Genomic DNA, 15,687 nt, shown 5'->3' with positions numbered 1-15,687 from the left:
CGGGTCTTGTTGCCTGACGCAATTCCGTTCCGGCCCGCATTCCATGCCCGAGAGGAATTCGATCTCGCTGGCCGAAGTCCAAGACATGGCCATTCTGCATGTCAAATGGGGATTTCACGTCGCGCGAGAGTCTTGACGCTTCGGACGCCGCTCTCGGAAGTGCTGTGCCCGCACAGGCCAGCCCCGAAAGCGGGCGATACAAGGTAAAAAAAGGCCACGACTGACGCAAGGCGTCTTTTCATGGCCAGAACTGCCATTCCGTCAACCCCGGCAGTACAAGGCGAAATGCCGGCGTGTTGCGGTGCATTACCTCACACGCTTGAACACGACGCCTTGCCCGACGGTTATGGTGCTCCCGTCATCCGAGATAACACCATCATTTTCCGGAAGGGCTCTGCCGTCAATAAAGCAGCGAAGCGTTCGCCCGTCGATTTTGAATGTAATACCGGTTAAGAACCAGTCCTGACCATTTGCAAGGCCTTGTCCATGGGCGACGGTATCGCCTCTGACATCCAGCGTGGTGACGAATTGTGCGCGAGCGCCCGTGTCCCCACGATTCGCCCAGAAGTAATTGGCATATCGAGCGCCGTTGATTCTGCTGAGGAACTCCGCCTGCTTCCTGGCGGCGGCCTCCTGCTGTGCCCGTCGGTCTTCGGCCGCCTTCCTTGCTGCTGCTTCCTTGTCCTTTGCGACTTTTTCCTTCCGATATTCTATCTCGTAGACCAGTTCTTTCACCTTTTCGGCATCCGGGGCATTGGGAGCGGCGATGAGATAGAATCTAAGGTTTTTCATCGCATCGTCGTAGTATCCCGCCTTGTCCTGGATGACGCCCAGGTTGTAATATCCCTCGGCAAGCCACGGCGCATGGAGCAGGGCCTTTTTGAACTCCTCGGCTGCATCCTGGAAATCCCTTGCCTCTTTTGCGCCCCTGAGCGCTGCCCTGCCGCGCGCCAGGTGTCGCTTGGCCTCCTCCGGTATCGCCGGTGCCGGCTTCATCGTCTGCACGTGCCGGATGATCCTCTCCCGCAGGGCGTAGTCGTTGGGGTTCTTCTGGAGGTCGGCGATGTACTGATTCAGGATCTGCTGAGGATTGGAGGATTGAGCATGCGCCGAAAAAGTCGCAATAACCATTAAGCCGATCATCAAGGAACACATACAGGTCTTGAGAGAAATCATGAGATCACCCCTTATCGCTGCCACAGGAATATATATTGGCGCACGTCGCCGTCGTTGTACCGAACGCGGTACGTTATCCTGTCGCCATCGTCGCTGATCACATAGGTTCTTGACACCGCCCAGACTCGAAAATGGGCCGGCCGTTCGTATATCGGCACGGTCGTCTCGCGCCCCCGGATCTCGTCGCGGACATCTTCAACATATTGTCCGCGACGGCTTGGAACATCGTAGTTCTGGGGATACAGGATTCCAAGCCTGAAAACCTTGCCGGTCACATCTATCACCATGAAGTAATTTCCGTTGTCAACAGGACTCGTGTACCTTCTGCCGTCGATCTTCCTGAGCAGATCGTCAAACGTGCTCTGCTTTGGCGCAGAGGCTGCCGCCGGGCTCGATTCTTTCGCCGCTTTGCCAGCCAACCTCTTCTTTGCTTCAATTTTGTAAATCTCGTCCTGCGCCGCTCGAGTGCGATCGCTGCCGGGATTGGTAGCCATGTACAGCTTTATGTAGGCGATGGCTTCGTCATATCGCTGTGCTGCCTCCAATGTCAGGCCAAAGTCGCGGTTGGCCTCGGCCCACCAGGGAGCAACGAGCAGAGCGCCCCTGAACTCCGCAATAGCTTCATTAAAGTCCTCAACCTTCTTCGCCTCATCGGAAAGCGCCTTGGCCATCACATAGTGTCGCCGCGCCTCCTCCGGTATCGCCGGCGCCGGCTTCATCGTCTGCACGTGCCTGATGATCTTCTCCCTGAGGGCGTAGTCGCTGGGGTTCTTCTGGAGGTCGGCGATGTATTGGTTGAGAGCCTGCTGGGAAGACTGGGCCTGAGCCGTCGCGGCCCCCATAAAAAGGACGGCAAGCACCGGCAGTACTGCAAAGAAAAGTAAACGGTTCGTACGGATCATCGTGCACTCCTTTGTGGTTCCCCGTCGCCGGGGTGAGCAGGGGGATTGGCCGTTTGCGGTTACCTGGCTGCCCGGGGCGCCCCCGCGCAGTGTTTCGCCATGTCCCTGTCGAGTTCCCTGATGCGGTTCTGGCTTCGCTGGTACTGGTTTTTCATGACATCGAGGTTCTTTCTTGCCCGGTCGTACTCGTCCTTGCTGAGCTTGCCCCTGGCGGCGAGAACCCCGATGTCGACGGAGAGCAGCGCCCCCTTGAAGGCAAAGGCGCCGAGGGGGCCGCCGGCGCTCTCGGAGAGCGTCTCCCCGAGCTGCTCCGCGATCCCGCTGTCCACGAAGAGCTTGTTTGCGCGGACTATGTATGCCGTGAGGGAGTCCATCTTCTTCTGCAGGTCCGTCCCGGCGCTGTACCCCTCCCGGGCGGCCTGCTGCAGCTTCTGTAGGTCCTCCGCCGATGAGCTGACGGAGTGGAGGGCCCTGAGCAGGTTGTCCCTTGTTTTCTTATCGGCCCCGACGGCCTTCAGGGCTTCCACCTGGGTGCGAAGCCCGTGCGTGGACGTGAGAAGGTTCTGCGTGTATCCCTTGATTTCGTCCTTGAGCCTCTCGCGGGCCATGGCCTTGGCCTCGTCGGAGACGTCGGCCATGTCCTGCCTGGCCGCCCGGACCTGCGCCTCCGTCCGCCGGATCGAGTCGAGCTGCACCGGGAGGCCCTCGGCGATGCGCCGGCGCGTCGCGTCGGCCTTCTCGCACTCGGCCGCGGACCACGCGACCTCCTTTTTCGCCGGGCCTTTCAGCTTGCTCCGATCGACCGTGGCGGGCTTGTTCGGGTCGAGGTGCCGAAGGTCGACGACGTTGGGGTCCGAATCGCCCATGCCCTTGAGGCCGAGGCCCTGCTTTACGCCGTCGACGCCTTTCAGCCCGAGATCGCCGGATGTGCCCGCACCCTTGAGGCCCAGTTCCCCTGCGCCCATGCCCTTCATGCTGTTCAGGGCCTCGCGCTTGTTCCGCTCGAATTCCTCCTGTTTGCGCCGGGCCTCTTCCTCCTCCCGCCTGCGCTGCTCTTCGATCTCCCGCTGCCTCTGACGGTCGGCCTCCAGCTGGCGCTGGTACTCGGCCTCGTAGTCGTATGAGGGCTGAGGGGTGTAGGCAGGTGAGCCGGACCCCTGTGCGCCCCCGCAGCCCCAGTTCGGCCCGGGATTGCAGCTCGGCCCCCTGGGCGAGTAGGTGCCGCAACAGCCCTCGCACCACTGCTTGTACTGCCGCGCCCAGGCACTGCCGAAGCCCCTCGGCGGCGATGAGCAATCCGCAAAACAAAGCTCGGGAATGGCAAAGATGAGGACAGCCGACAGGGATGCCAGGAATTTCAGCGGTTTCATGATACCTCCCCTTCCCGATCCGATGCAAAAACCGGGCAATAATAAGCTCTTACGAAGAATAATTCCAGCCTCTGACAGCAGGGCGTCACGGCCCCGCCTGCATGCGGCTTGAACCTTTCGAAATGACCAAAATTCCTGTATATTACGCGCGACATGAGCCTCGAGATCCAGATCCTGATCGCCCTGTTCCTCGACCTGCTGTTCGGGGATCCCCGCGGGCTTCCCCACCCGGCGAGGATGATGCGGCGATTTGCCCTCGCCCTGGAACCCTCGATACGAGGGATGCTCAAGTCGCCCCGGGAGGCGGGGCTGCTGACAGCCGTAATGGTCCTCGGCCTTGCGGGCCTTGCGGCCTGGGGGCTCCTGAGACTCGCGGCGTTGCTGCACCCCTGGGCGCACACGGCGCTTTCGATCTGGGTTTTCTACACGGCCCTCTCCGCGAGATTCCTGGCGGACCAGGCCTCGGAGGTCTACCGCGCCCTCGAGGTGGGCAATCTGCCCCTGGCGCGCAAGCGCGTCTCCGAGATGGTGCGGCGCGACACGGACCGCATGGACCGCGAGGAGGTCACGCGGGCCGCCATCGAGAGCGTCGCACGCCACGGCGTCGACGGGGTCATGGCCCCGCTGATCTGCGCCTTCCTCTTCGGCCCCCTGGGCGTCATCCTCTACAAGGCCATCGACGCCCTCGACTCGGCCTTCGGACACAAGAACGAGCAATACTATGATTTCGGGCGGTTCTCCGCCTGGCTCGACCGGCTGGCAAACTGGCTGCCGGCCCGGGTAACGGTCCTGTTCATGGCGCTCGCGGCGATGCTTCTCGGGATGAGGCCCCTGGCCGCCCTGCGGGTGAGCCGGCGCGACGGGGCGGTCCAGGACAACCTCAATGCAGCGCTTCCCGAGGCGGCCATGGCGGGGGCGCTGGGGGTACAGCTGGGCGGGCCGGTGTTCCGCGGGGGTTCCTTCGATCCCCAGCCCTTCATGGGGGACCCGCTGCAGAGGCTGGAGCCGAATCACATCCGGCAGGCAAACGCCATGCTCTTCGCCATGACAATCCTGGCCGCGACGGTCTTCGCCCTGGCGCACAAGGGGCTTTCCGCGTTGCTGAAATAAGGCGAGGCGTGGGGCCATTTGCCTTCAGCCTTTAGCCATCTTTATACACAGGTGACACCATGATCGACTGCCCCCGGATTGTCATCGGCGGGACGGAAAGCGGCGTGGGGAAAACGTCGCTCACCCTCGCCCTCGTGGCGGCGCTTCGCCGCCGGGGAACGAGGGTCCAGACCTTCAAGGTCGGGCCCGATTTCCTGGATCCGTCCTACCTTGCCGTCGCCTCGGGACGGCCCTGCTACAACCTCGACGGCTGGATGATGGGACGCGACTACGTGGAGAGGCTCGTGGCTCGCGCCACGGCCGATGCCGACATCGCCGTCATCGAGGGGGTCATGGGGCTTTTCGACGGGGCCGGGCACGACAGCCTCGAGGGAAGCACGGCCGAGATCGCCGCATGGCTCAGGGCCCCCGTGATCCTGGTGGCCGACGTCTACGGAATGGCCCGGAGCCTTGCCGCCGTCGTGAAGGGCTTTGCCGCTTTCGAGCGCAAGGTTCGGGTGGCAGGCGTCATGGCCAACCACTGCGGCTCCGTGCGGCACGGGATCATGCTGGCCGAGGCGCTTCAGGCCTCGCGACTGCCGCCCATGGTGGCGGCCATTCCCCGGGGGGCGCTGCCGAAGCTGCCCGAGAGGCACCTGGGCCTCGTGACGGCGGATTCGCGCAATCTCCCGCCGCAGGTCCTGGAGGCCCTGGCCGATGCCTTCGAGCACTACTCGGAAATCGGCGAGATCGTCAACCTCGCCCGCAGCGCGCCGTTCCTCTACGTGGAGGCGCCGGAGAGAAAGGGCTTGACGGGCAGGGCCCGCCTGGGGTTGGCCCACGACGCGGCGTTTCATTTCTACTACCGGGATGTCCTCGACGAGCTGGAAGACGGGGGATGCACCCTCGTCCGGTTCTCGCCCGTCGCGGACAGGGCCCTGCCGGATGATCTCGACGGCCTCTACCTCGGCGGCGGCTACCCCGAGGAGATGGCCGCGGAGCTTTCGTCGAACGCCCCCATGCTGGCCGCAATCAGGGATTTTGCGGCCTCGGGCCGACCCGTCTACGCCGAGTGCGGCGGGCTCATGTACCTCTGCCGGGAGATGGAGACAGTCGACGGGAAACGGCACCCCATGGCGGGAGTGCTGCCGGCGGCAACGAAGATGCACCGCGGTCTGCAGGCGCTCGCGTACCTGGAGGTGACCCTGAAGGAGGACGCCCTGTGGGGTCACGCCGGTGAGACGGCCCGGGGCCACGAGTTCCACCACTCCACGCTCGCGGCAAGCCCCGTGGGCGTCGAGGGCTGGCGTTCGGTCTACCGCATGCGCAAGCCGCGCGTCGAGGTCCCCGTCGAGGAGGGGTTCCAGAGGGGCAACATCCTGGCCAGCTATGCCCACCTCCACCTGGCGAGCCGGCCGAGGGCAATCGAGCGTTTCATCGCGTCCTGCGCGCGTCGGGATGGGTAAGGAGTAAAGAGGGCGCGCCCTTCGGCGTGCCCTCTTCGCGTTCACCCGGTGAGCGGTCTATCTCTTCTTCTGGGCTTCCTTCTTCGCCTTCCACTCCGCTTCGGCCTTTTCTTCCATTTCCTCGAGGCGGGTGTAGTAATCCGGGATCTCCTCGAGGTGGTCCATGGAAATCTCGAGGGCCGTGTACTTGTCCGACGTGTGCTCCTGCTCGACCTTGATCCCCATGATCAGCTGATCGAGATCGAAGTCCGTGATCTTGTGGGCGTCGGCACGGCCGCCCTTGAGCTTCTGCTTGAAGTTCCTGATGTCGATGCCGTGTGCCTTCTGGATCGCCGCCCGGTATTCCTCGAACTTCTTCTGGTCCGCGGCGGGTGCCGCCGGGACGGCGGCCGCAAAGACGAACGTCAGGGCGACGGCAACAACCGCAGCCGTCAGGATCCTTTTCAAGGTCTCTTTGTGCATGGCCTGCCCTCCTTTCTTTCTCTTGTTTGCCGGCCCATACTGTAACCGGCTTTTGCCTGTTTTGCATCTGAAACCTTAGCACCGGCGGGAATGAGATCGGCACCTGAAAAAAAGAGGACTCTCCACATTGGAAGAGTCCTCTGTCGATCGAGGCTTCACCGGTGCGTCACGCGGGACTGCGGGATGGCCTGTCCTGTCAGATCTCCTTGCGGAACAGCAGGCTGCGGCGCGCGGCGGGCAGGGGCATCCGCCTTTCGGGCGGGCGCCTCTTGCCACGGCCGACCCCGCACAGGATTCCCAGCGACAGCACCGTGATGATGACGGCCACGGCGGCCGTCGGGTTCTTCACGGCCAGGACAAGGGGCCACAGGATGCCCCGGGTGATCTGCCTGAGCTCCTCGCTGCCGCTGATGAAATCCGCAACGGGGGGCGAGACCCGGTAGTAGAAATCCACGAATGCCCGGCCGGGGCCGTTCGTCAGCAGGCAGGAGTCCCTGAATTCCCTCAGCAGTGCGACCTCGGGGGCCATGGCGCTTCCGAACGCGGCCGTCGCGATGAAGCACCCTCCGCCGCCGCCGCCCGAGGAACCCACAGCGGGCTCAGGAACCGCGCCGCCCGGCACCGTGTACACGATCTCGTTGGAATAGCCGCTCTGATTGCCCGACGTGTCGTAAGCCGTGACTGCCATGTAGTAGGTCACGCCCTCGAGGAGTGACGAGATGGTGCACCGCGTCGCGTTCGCCACGTCCACGGAGTTCGTATAGTAGCGCGACGAAGTCCCGTAATAAAGACGATACCCCGCCACGGTCGGCTCGGGATTCGGGTCCCACGCAACGGTCACCGACGCAGCGCCTGAGGGTTCAGCAAAGAGGGGGATCAGCAAGAGGGCAATAACGACGAAAAGGTTCCGCAGGGCCAATGTTCGTTTCAAATATCTGTTTTTGTTTTGTTTTTTAACGTAACGCTTCAACGCTGTCGCTCCTGGGCGCACGGGACGTCATACGGCCCGGCCATGTAACTTGAGCAACGGATGTACCAGGAGCAAGGGATTATTTGTAAGATATTGACATGAAAGGAATATTTACTAATGGCAGGCGGTCTCAACCCTGCTGAAAACGTGAAAAAACGAAGGGTTTATCCTTCAGGGCCCTGCCTGGATATCACAGCTAGCCCTTGAAAAATGGAAAAGATTCGGTGAAGGATAAAACCTTCATGTTTTTGAGGCTCCTTTTCACCCGGAGATTCTCAGGCCCCGGGTGATCACGACGGCGCCGCCGATGGCCGCCGTCAGCGTCAGGGTGAAGGCGGCCCAGCCTGCGCCCTGGTAGATCAGCCCCGGCACGTATGAGCCCAGGGCCGCCCCCGTGTAGTAGATGGAGATGTAGAGGCCGTTGGCGACGGCCCGGTTTTCCGACGCCAGCTTGTTCATCGTCCCCATGGCCACGGCGTGGACGAAGAACATCCCCCCGCACATGACGAACATGACGGCGAAGATCCCGGCGCCGCTGGGCACGTTGGCGGCCAGCATCGCCGCGGCGAACACGACAAGCCCGATCGTCATGGCCCGCTTTTCGCCTCCGGCAAAACGGATGATCCGCGTGGCCGACGCCGACATGACCATTCCCATGAGAAATCCCGAGTACATCATGGAAATCACGAAGGCCGAATAGGAAGGGTCGATCTCCTTGAGCCGGAAGGGAAGATACGTCAGCAGGGCCATGAAGGCAAAGAAGATCGTGAAGGCCACGGCGTAGAGCCGGGCGATGTCCCCCTTGCGCAGGATCGGCATGACCGCCGAGAGGCGCACGGGCGACAGCGCGAGGCGGGAGTCTGCCTTTATTCTCGTGACGGCGGCAAAGCAGACGGCAAGCGCAAGCGCAAGCAGGTAAAACGTGTACCGCCACCCGGCATACGTCGCCACCCAGCCCGAGAGGATCCGCCCCAGGAACCCTCCCAGGATGTTGGCCGCCACGTACCACGTCATGGTGCGCTGGATGTGCTCCCGGTCCACCGTGTAGGCGAGGTAGGAGGTGATGGCCGCGAGGATCGCAGGGACGCAGGCCCCCTGGAAGAGCCGCGCGGCGAGGAGCAGGCCGTAGGACTCGGCGGCGCCGAAGGCGGCCTGCAGCAGCGCGAGGATCCCGATCGTGACCAGGAGCATCCGCTTGGCGGGCTGAGACTCCAGCAGGAGGCCGTAGAACAGGGGGGCAAAGCTCAGCGGCAGCAGGACGGCCGTCATGAGAAGCGCTCCCCCCGAGGTCGTCAGACCGAACTCCCCCGCCAGAAGCGGCAGGATGGGCTGCGGGGCATAGACCGATGCGTAGACGGCAACGGTGGTGATCAGGACGAAAAACGTCTGGCGCACAAGCATCGGCAGGTTATGCCCCCGTTTCGCCCGTCGCGCAACTTTTTTTTCAGGCCCGGCGCCGGCGGACCCCGCTTGACTTGTCCGGCGGGCTCTGTTAGCAAGGGAAGGCTTGAAATTCTCCCATGCGTAGTAAAAGGAGACCCACCGATGGCACCAAAGCAGTGGCGGACACCGCCGGCGATGCAGATCGACGAGAAAAAGAATTACCGGGTGACGCTGGAAACGACCAAAGGAACCATCGTTCTCGAGCTCTACCCCCAGCATGCCCCCAAGACGGTGAACAACTTCGTCTTCCTGACAAGGGAAGGCTTCTACGACGGCGTCGTGTTCCACCGCGTGATCGACGACTTCGTCATCCAGGGGGGCGACCCCACGGGGACCGGCCGCGGGGGCCCCGGCTACTCCTTCGAGGACGAATGCAGGGGGAACCCCTTGAAGCACGGCACGGGTTTCATCTCCATGGCCAATGCGGGACCCAACACAAACGGCAGCCAGTTCTTCATCACCCACTCGCCCCAGCCGCACCTGGACGGCAAGCACACGGTGTTCGGCAGGGTCGTCGAGGGGATGGATGTTGTCAACGCAATCCGGCAGGGCGACAGGATGGTGAAGCTCTCCGTCGCGGAGGTCTAGCCACGGCAGCAGGAGGCGCGGCATGATCGAGTTTCTCAGGAGCACGAAGTTCAAGGTCATCGTGGCTGCGGTCCTGATCGTCATCCTCGTGCCGCTATACAGCTACTTCGTCTCCGACACGGTCGTGACGCGGATCACCGACGCCCAGATGACCATGGTGGACGGCAAGTTCATGATCGCCACCGAGTACAGGCCCCTGGCCAACTACGACGCCAGGTACCGGTTCAAGTTCGACTCGGGGAACATCCAGAACGAGGCCATCCGGCTGAAGGGCAAGCAGGTCAAGATCTGGAAGTACGGCTGGCGGATCCCGCTCTTCTCGATGTACGAGAACGTGGTGAAGATCGAGGAGGTGAAATAGGCTGAGGGGACGGGGCCGAGAACGGATTTTGCAGAGACGGCTGTAAGAGACCGATTGCCCGGAGACCCGGAAATGACTGCCCCGAAGCTGAAGGATTCCTCCTCGACGGCCCTTCTCGCTCTGACCGTCCTGTTTTTCGCACCCGGCCTGCTCATCCTTTCCCCGGACGGACGGATATTCTTCTTCGGGCTTGCGGGACTCGTCTCGGCCGTTGTCGCCGTTGCGGCGCCCTCCGGGAAGAAAAGGGCGGCCGCGGTTGTCGGTCTCCTCGCCGCTGTCGTAATGGCGCTCCAGACATGGCCCGACTACCGGGCCCGCTCCGATACCTGGAAGCGGCACACGTCGGGGCAGCCGAAGCTCCAGGGGGAATAGGGTTGCAGTGCCCCGGCTAAAGTCCCGATCCTCAACGCGCGATATAGAACATGGGCCGCCGGGGATCAATCTCCGGAGGCCGATTCCTCAACCGCGGGGGTGTTGCATGAGCGTCAGACAAATCGTCGCCTGCACCGCTCTGCTCCTCGTCTTTCCCGCCCTCTCGGGCTGCTGGTACGTAGCGGCGGCCGGTGCCGGCGCCTACGGGGGATACAAGGCGAAGGAGTCGGGCTATTCGCTCCAGAGCCCGGTCACCAAGGACGGCGCCAAGAAGAGCGAGAAAAAAGAGTCCGAGTAGACGGGAATGCGCAAAACGAAGCCGGCAGGGCCGATTGCGGCCCTGCCGGTTTTTTCTACGACTCGCCTTTACGGTCACGCGGCATGATACCGTACGAGCCCGCCGCGCTCGGCCGCGCGGACGACTCCTTTGTCCAGCAGCTCCACGATGTGAACGTAGGTCTCGTTGAGGGCGAGGAACTGGTCGAACTCGGGCAGGTCCGCCCCGAAGATGTCCGCGGAAACCTCGAAGGCTGTCTTTTCCTTTCCCCGCAGGGCTTCGACGACGAGCTGTGTCCTCTCGGCGTGGTGCTCGCGGATCTCGTCGACGCGCTTAGCCAAATCGGGATAGGGCTCGCCGTGGGCGGGCCAGACCATCCGGACGGGCAGCCCGCGGATAGCGCCGAGAGAGTCCAGGAAACTCCGGAGCGGCCGATACTCGAGCCGGAAGATGTCGGGGCTCAGGTTCGGGGTGATGTCGGGCAGGATGTGATCGCCCGCGAGGAGGATGCCCTCGCCGGGGAGGTAGAAGCACATCTGCCCGGCCGTGTGGCCCGGGGCGGCGATGACCTCGATCGTCCGCCCGCCCAGCGTGAACGTGTCGCCGGGCTCGAGGTGGCGGTCCACCCGGAAGGGGACCGTCGCTTTCCGGAACACGGCCATCAGTTTCACCAGGTTGTCCATGGCCTTCTGCGGCAGGCCCTGCGGAAGAAAGAAATGGCGGGCCCGCTCGACCAGCTCCTCGTGACGATTGTTGTACTGCAGGCGCATCTCGTCGGACTGCGAGAGATACACCGAGGCCCCCGAGATTTCCTGCAGCCTGCCCGCGGTCCCGCAGTGATCGGCATGAAAGTGGGTCAGGAAGATCCGGTCAATATCCTTCGTCGTCTTCCCGAGGGCCGCCAGCGCCTCGTCGAGCACCCTGTAGGTCTCGGGGATGTTCATGCCCGTGTCGAAGAGGGCCACCCTGCCGTCGTGCAGCAGGGCGTAGACGTGCACGTGGCGGAGGCGGAAGGGCATGGGCAGGGTGATGCGGTAGAGGTCGGGCAGGATTCGGTCAATCAAGTCGATGGCTCCAAGGTCAGATCGTCAACTCGCCAGTTCGTGTCCCAGCTTCCGCGCCTTCTCGAGGATCGCCTGCGGCAGATCCTGTCTCTCGTGCAGGGCGGCCGTGCCGACAAACAGCGTTCCAACCGTCTTCGCCCCCAGGGTCTGCGCGGCCCGCTTGAGGCTCGAGAGCGACCGGGTGAACACCCTCCCGAGGGCGGCGGGCATGGCGCTCGAAGTCACGAGCACGGCCCTCAGGCCCCGGTCCTTCACCCGGAGTGCGGGCCCCGGCTTGCCCCAAGGCCAGAAGGCGTAGCAGACGAGCCGCTCGATGAAGCGCTGTGTGACCGCCGTGACACCGAAGAAATTCACGGGCGAGGCCAGCACGATGCCGTGGGCCGCCTCGATGCGGTCGAGGATGTCCGCCATTTCGTCGCGGCGGACGCAGGCGCCCCTCTGCGGCCCCTCCTGCTGCGTGCACGTGCGGCAGTTCAGGCAGAACTCGATGGGATGGTCCATGAGGCGGAGCGTTTCCGTCTCGGCCCCCCTCTCGGCGGCGGCCTTCAGGATGGCCTCCACGGTCCGCTCGATGATGCCGCCTTTTCGGTAGCTGCCGGTAATGGCGATGATCTTCTTGGCCATGGCGCTGAGTGCCGTCTGGGTTCCACGCTTTTCACCCTCACCCTGACCCTCTCCCGTCAGAGGCTGTGTCGCAACAGTCAAGAAGGGACGAGGGACGAGTTGTTTACCCGTTCTTTGACAACAAAATATCCGTAACGTCTATCCGCGCACGGTCTGTCGGGCAGGTTTTGATGGTTCAGGGCCCTTGAAGAGCGCCGTTGAGCCTCATGCCGGTGCGAAGCAGGGCCTTCCGAGGGCCCGGAGCCTCTCGATGAGCCCGTTGACCCCGAGCAGCGAGATCAGGCGAGCCACATTGAAGCAACTGGCCAGCATCGAGACCTCGGCTCGCGCCCCCTCGAGCCCCCGTAGCAGGAAGGCATCGACCTTGAGGTTGCGCTTGATGTGCCCGAAGGGATGCTCGGCCCGGGTTTTGCGCCTCTCGTAGACGGCCTGCGAGGCGGCCTCCTCGTACTGGGCCTCCAGCCTGAGCTTAACCTCTTCGTTGGGCAGCCGGATGATCTTGCGCCCCCTGCGCGCCTGGGTGCAGCTCCCGTAGTGCCGGCACGCGTGGCAGATGGCCGCGTCGGTGATCACGTAGTGCCGCTTGCCCGTGCGTTTTTCCGTCGATTCATACCGGAGCCTGTGACCTTCAGGGCAGCTGTAGTCATCTTGCTCTGGGTCATACGCAAAATGGCTTTTGCTGAACGGCTTTTCCGGCTCTTTCCTCGCCTGCCGCTGTGAAGGCACGATCACTCGGATCCCCTGGCGGTCGATCTTCTCGAGCTCCGCCGTGTCGGCATAGCCGGCATCGGCGCAGGCCGTCTCGCAGGGACTCTCCAGCAGCGCGTTGGCGGCCTCGATCTGCCGGGCGAACTGGTTGACATCACTGGTCTCTTCGACGGCATCGGCCTGCAGCAGAAGCCCCTGCTTGTCATCCACCACCAACTGGACGTTGTAGGCCGCGTGGCTGCCCTGGACGCTCTTCATCAGGGCGCAGTCCGGGTCGGTGAGGTTGACGTGCCGGTGGCTGCCTCCCTCGAAGCCCCGCAGGGCCTCCTGGACCCGGTCCTTGAGCGTGTTCGTCTGGGCAAGGTCCTTTCGCATCGCCACGTACGAGTCCATGTGCCGCTCCCGGCGGTCGATGGCCTCGCAGTCCTGCAACAGCTGCTCGATGCGCCGATCCAGATCGGCCAGCTTCTTCTCGTACCAGGCCCGGTCATGGCTGCGGTAGCGTGAGGCATTGGCCCGGATCTTTGTGCCGTCGACAAACAGCACGTTGCCCGCGATTAGGTCGAGCTTGATGCAGAGCCGGGCGCAGTGCCGGAGCACCTGCTTGAGGGCCGCCTTGTGGTTGCGCCTAAACTCCGCGATGGTCTTGTGGTCGGGCCTCAGCCCGGCCATCAGCCACACAAAGGCCAGGTTGTGGTGGCACTCCCGTTCGAGCTTGCGGGAACTGCGTACCCCGTAGGAGTAGCCGTAGACCAGCAGCTTGAGCATCGCGCGCGGATCGTAGGCGGCGTTGCCGACCTGGTTGGGGTCCACCTCGATGCCCAGTTGCGGCAGATCCAAGGCCTCCACGAAGGCATCGTAGGCCCGTACCGGGTCCTCGGGGGACACGTAGTCCTCGATGCTGGCGGGCAGCAGCCCCAGTTGCAGACGGTCGCCGGTTCGATAGGCCATGAGCGCATCTCCTTTCGCGGAGCACTCTAGCACACCGGGCCGGGGTTGGCGATCCTTCGAGGTGCGTTACGGATATTTTTTTGTCAAAGAACTCAGCCCCTACTCCCTATTGCGACACAGCCTCCCAAGGGAGAGGGAAGAAAGGGCTCTTCCGCCGATGGAGAGGGAATTGACGGAAGGGCTGCGTGACGATGGTGTAGCACAGCGGGAGCGTGAAATAAACCCTCAAGCTGAGGCGGGACTGGACCGTGCCAGAAGGCCCCTCTTGCCGGGGCCGGTGAAACGGGTTAAGTAAGGCCATCAGGGAGATCCCCGTCAAGGAGGGCAGCCCATGACCCATGCAGAGCTTGTGAACATCGGCCTTCTCGTCGTCACGATGCTTCTCTGGGGTACGACGCCCCTGTTGGAGAAGATCGGTCTCCGCGAGGTCGACCCCACCATCGGCGTCTTCATCCGCAGCGCCGCCGTGACGATCGTCCTGGCGGCATTCCTGCTGGTGACGGGCCGCTTCCAGGAGTTTGCGAAGGTCTCGATGAAAAACTACACCATCTTCGCCGCGACGGGGATCATGGCAGGCCTTCTGGCCATGTGGACCTACTTTTACGTGCTGCGCACCGGGATGATCTCCCAGGTGGTCCCCATCACGGCATCCTATCCGATCCTGACGGCCGCCCTCGGCATTCTCGTCCTCGGCGAGGCGGCGACCCCCCAGCGGATCCTGGGGATCGCCCTCGCGGTGATCGGCATTATCCTGGTCAAGCAGAGCTGAGCGGGACACATCGCCACAGCAGCTCAGGGCTGGTATGTTCGAGGGGTCTCCTCGCCGCGCAGGATCCGCAGGGCGCCCTCGGCCATGGCCTCCATCTCGTCCTCCCCGGGAAAGATGCAGACCGGGGCGATGAACTGCACCTGCTTCCCGACCCACCCGGTGAGCATCCCCGAGTGGGCAAGCCCCCCGGTCAGGACGACGGCGTCGACCTCGCCCGCCAGGACGGCCGCCATGGCGCCGATGTCCTTGGCGACCTGGTAGGCCATGGCCCGGTAGATCAGCTCGGCCTTCGCGTCGCCGGCCTTCACGGCCGCCTCGACCTTCACGGCGTCTGTCGTCCCCAGGTAGGCCGCAAGCCCCCCCTGGCCCACGAGCCTTTTCGACAGGTCCTTCGGGCCCATGCGGCCGGCCAGGTCGAGCAGGTCCTGCGTCGGCAGGGCCCCGGCCCGCTCGGGCGAGAAGGGCCCCTCGGTCAGGCCGTGCGTGCAGTCGATCACCCGGCCCCGGTTGTGGGCCCCGATGGTGATTCCCCCGCCCAGGTGGGCGACGACGAGGTTGACCTCCTCGTAGCGTTTCCCGAGCTTCGCGGCTGCCCTGCGCGCCGCGGCCTTCTGGTTCAGGGCGTGAAAGGCGCTCTTGCGCTCGATCTCGGGCAGGCCCGACACGCGGGCCAGGGGCTGGAACTCGTCGGTGCTCGGCGGGTCGATCACGACGGCGGGAATGCCGTACTGCCGCGCAAGGCCCATCGCCATCGACGGCCCCAGGGCAGAGGGGTGCTTGCCGTAGCGGCCCTCCATGAGGTCCTCGCACATGGCCTCGTCGATGGCGTAGGCGCCCGCCGGGGCGGGGCGTCCCAGCCCGCCGCGGCTGATGACGAGATCGACCGATTTCATGTCGATGCCGTTCTTCTCGATGAATGCCCGAAGGCCCGCCTCGCGCAGGGGAAGCTGCTCCCGGAGGTCCTTGAAGCCGGCAAGCTCCGCGGCGCTGTAGGTGAGGGTTTCCTGCACGAGGCGCTCCGCGTCCCGGTAGAAGGCCACCTTGGTGGACGTGGAGCCGACGTTGACGGCAAGGATGTGTCGCGTCTTTTCCATG

The 15,687-nt window shown here is 63.7% G+C and carries 17 protein-coding genes; 7 read left to right on the top strand and 10 right to left on the bottom strand.

Annotation, left to right across the window (positions count from 1 at the left end; all coding sequences use genetic code 11):
• Positions 1-306: 306 nt before the first annotated feature.
• From HPY67_10075 to HPY67_10065, 3 genes are read right to left on the bottom strand one after another with little or no spacing between them, the layout of a single operon-like run.
• A complete protein-coding gene (locus tag HPY67_10075; GenBank protein ID NPV05064.1) occupies positions 307-1,176 on the bottom strand; it encodes a hypothetical protein in 870 nt (289 codons plus the stop codon).
• A gap of 11 nt (positions 1,177-1,187) precedes the next feature.
• Complete coding sequence (locus HPY67_10070; protein ID NPV05063.1) at positions 1,188-2,078, bottom strand: hypothetical protein; 891 nt, start codon at positions 2,076-2,078, stop codon at positions 1,188-1,190.
• 59 nt (positions 2,079-2,137) lie between these two features.
• Complete coding sequence (locus tag HPY67_10065; protein NPV05062.1) at positions 2,138-3,448, bottom strand: hypothetical protein; 1,311 nt, start codon at positions 3,446-3,448, stop codon at positions 2,138-2,140.
• Between the two features lie 153 nt (positions 3,449-3,601).
• Between HPY67_10065 and cobD the strand changes: the two genes are divergently transcribed.
• On the top strand, positions 3,602-4,558 hold the full coding sequence (gene cobD, locus HPY67_10060; protein ID NPV05061.1) for a cobalamin biosynthesis protein CobD: 957 nt from the start codon (positions 3,602-3,604) through the stop codon (positions 4,556-4,558).
• Between the two features lie 59 nt (positions 4,559-4,617).
• Positions 4,618-6,003, top strand: coding sequence for a cobyrinate a,c-diamide synthase (locus HPY67_10055; GenBank protein ID NPV05060.1), 1,386 nt, complete (start codon positions 4,618-4,620; stop codon positions 6,001-6,003).
• Between the two features lie 57 nt (positions 6,004-6,060).
• Here the strand turns inward: HPY67_10055 and HPY67_10050 are convergent, their stop codons facing one another.
• The 3 genes from HPY67_10050 to HPY67_10040 form a co-directional block, all read right to left on the bottom strand.
• Entirely contained in the window at positions 6,061-6,315 is a 255-nt protein-coding gene (locus HPY67_10050; protein ID NPV05059.1) for a hypothetical protein, read from the bottom strand.
• 346 nt (positions 6,316-6,661) lie between these two features.
• Positions 6,662-7,306 carry a fibronectin type III domain-containing protein gene (locus tag HPY67_10045; protein ID NPV05058.1) on the bottom strand — a complete coding sequence of 215 codons (645 nt, stop codon included), beginning with the start codon at positions 7,304-7,306 and terminating at the stop codon, positions 6,662-6,664.
• 390 nt (positions 7,307-7,696) lie between these two features.
• Complete coding sequence (locus HPY67_10040) at positions 7,697-8,836, bottom strand: MFS transporter (protein ID NPV05057.1); 1,140 nt, start codon at positions 8,834-8,836, stop codon at positions 7,697-7,699.
• A gap of 144 nt (positions 8,837-8,980) precedes the next feature.
• Between HPY67_10040 and HPY67_10035 the strand changes: the two genes are divergently transcribed.
• The 4 genes from HPY67_10035 (at position 8,981) to HPY67_10020 (ending at position 10,497) form a co-directional block, all read left to right on the top strand.
• A complete protein-coding gene (locus HPY67_10035) occupies positions 8,981-9,466 on the top strand; it encodes a peptidylprolyl isomerase (protein ID NPV05056.1) in 486 nt (161 codons plus the stop codon).
• A gap of 22 nt (positions 9,467-9,488) precedes the next feature.
• The gene (locus HPY67_10030) at positions 9,489-9,827 is read left to right on the top strand and encodes a DUF1523 family protein (GenBank protein NPV05055.1); all 339 of its coding nucleotides are present in this window, start codon (positions 9,489-9,491) and stop codon (positions 9,825-9,827) included.
• A gap of 72 nt (positions 9,828-9,899) precedes the next feature.
• Positions 9,900-10,199, top strand: coding sequence for a hypothetical protein (locus HPY67_10025; protein NPV05054.1), 300 nt, complete (start codon positions 9,900-9,902; stop codon positions 10,197-10,199).
• Between the two features lie 106 nt (positions 10,200-10,305).
• Positions 10,306-10,497 carry a hypothetical protein gene (locus HPY67_10020; protein NPV05053.1) on the top strand — a complete coding sequence of 64 codons (192 nt, stop codon included), beginning with the start codon at positions 10,306-10,308 and terminating at the stop codon, positions 10,495-10,497.
• Between the two features lie 74 nt (positions 10,498-10,571).
• Here HPY67_10020 and HPY67_10015 read toward each other — a convergent pair whose 3' ends face one another.
• The 3 genes from HPY67_10015 to HPY67_10005 all read right to left on the bottom strand — a co-directional run bounded on the left by HPY67_10015 (position 10,572) and on the right by HPY67_10005 (position 13,823).
• On the bottom strand, positions 10,572-11,540 hold the full coding sequence (locus HPY67_10015; protein NPV05052.1) for an MBL fold metallo-hydrolase: 969 nt from the start codon (positions 11,538-11,540) through the stop codon (positions 10,572-10,574).
• 24 nt (positions 11,541-11,564) lie between these two features.
• On the bottom strand, positions 11,565-12,164 hold the full coding sequence (locus tag HPY67_10010; GenBank protein NPV05051.1) for a flavodoxin family protein: 600 nt from the start codon (positions 12,162-12,164) through the stop codon (positions 11,565-11,567).
• Between the two features lie 204 nt (positions 12,165-12,368).
• Positions 12,369-13,823, bottom strand: a complete 1,455-nt coding sequence (locus HPY67_10005) for an IS1182 family transposase (protein NPV05050.1) — start codon at positions 13,821-13,823, stop codon at positions 12,369-12,371.
• Positions 13,824-14,154: 331 nt separating this feature from the next.
• Here HPY67_10005 and HPY67_10000 point away from each other — a divergent pair, with 331 nt between their 5' ends.
• Positions 14,155-14,592 (top strand): EamA family transporter, encoded by a 438-nt coding sequence (locus HPY67_10000; GenBank protein ID NPV05049.1) that lies wholly within the window; start codon positions 14,155-14,157, stop codon positions 14,590-14,592.
• A gap of 23 nt (positions 14,593-14,615) precedes the next feature.
• Here the strand turns inward: HPY67_10000 and buk are convergent, their stop codons facing one another.
• A complete protein-coding gene (gene buk, locus HPY67_09995; GenBank protein NPV05048.1) occupies positions 14,616-15,686 on the bottom strand; it encodes a butyrate kinase in 1,071 nt (356 codons plus the stop codon).
• Position 15,687: the final 1 nt, after the last annotated feature.

Source organism: Syntrophaceae bacterium, from assembly GCA_013177795.1.
Taxonomy (GTDB): Bacteria; Desulfobacterota; Syntrophia; order Syntrophales; family UBA2192; genus UBA2192.
This window is presented reverse-complemented; position numbering and strand designations above follow the sequence as displayed.

Excerpts from the sequence above, each read along its gene's own strand:
- HPY67_10075 (NPV05064.1), bottom strand. The coding sequence starts at position 1,176 with ATGATTTCTCTCAAGACCTGTATGTGTTCCTTGATGATCGGCTTAATG.
- HPY67_10070 (NPV05063.1), bottom strand. The coding sequence starts at position 2,078 with ATGATCCGTACGAACCGTTTACTTTTCTTTGCAGTACTGCCGGTGCTT.
- HPY67_10065 (NPV05062.1), bottom strand. The coding sequence starts at position 3,448 with ATGAAACCGCTGAAATTCCTGGCATCCCTGTCGGCTGTCCTCATCTTT.
- cobD (NPV05061.1), top strand. The coding sequence starts at position 3,602 with ATGAGCCTCGAGATCCAGATCCTGATCGCCCTGTTCCTCGACCTGCTG.
- HPY67_10055 (NPV05060.1), top strand. The coding sequence starts at position 4,618 with ATGATCGACTGCCCCCGGATTGTCATCGGCGGGACGGAAAGCGGCGTG.
- HPY67_10040 (NPV05057.1), bottom strand. The coding sequence starts at position 8,836 with ATGCTTGTGCGCCAGACGTTTTTCGTCCTGATCACCACCGTTGCCGTC.
- HPY67_10035 (NPV05056.1), top strand. The coding sequence starts at position 8,981 with ATGGCACCAAAGCAGTGGCGGACACCGCCGGCGATGCAGATCGACGAG.
- HPY67_10030 (NPV05055.1), top strand. The coding sequence starts at position 9,489 with ATGATCGAGTTTCTCAGGAGCACGAAGTTCAAGGTCATCGTGGCTGCG.
- HPY67_10025 (NPV05054.1), top strand. The coding sequence starts at position 9,900 with ATGACTGCCCCGAAGCTGAAGGATTCCTCCTCGACGGCCCTTCTCGCT.
- HPY67_10020 (NPV05053.1), top strand. The coding sequence starts at position 10,306 with ATGAGCGTCAGACAAATCGTCGCCTGCACCGCTCTGCTCCTCGTCTTT.
- HPY67_10010 (NPV05051.1), bottom strand. The coding sequence starts at position 12,164 with ATGGCCAAGAAGATCATCGCCATTACCGGCAGCTACCGAAAAGGCGGC.
- HPY67_10005 (NPV05050.1), bottom strand. The coding sequence starts at position 13,823 with ATGGCCTATCGAACCGGCGACCGTCTGCAACTGGGGCTGCTGCCCGCC.
- HPY67_10000 (NPV05049.1), top strand. The coding sequence starts at position 14,155 with ATGACCCATGCAGAGCTTGTGAACATCGGCCTTCTCGTCGTCACGATG.
- buk (NPV05048.1), bottom strand. The coding sequence starts at position 15,686 with ATGGAAAAGACGCGACACATCCTTGCCGTCAACGTCGGCTCCACGTCC.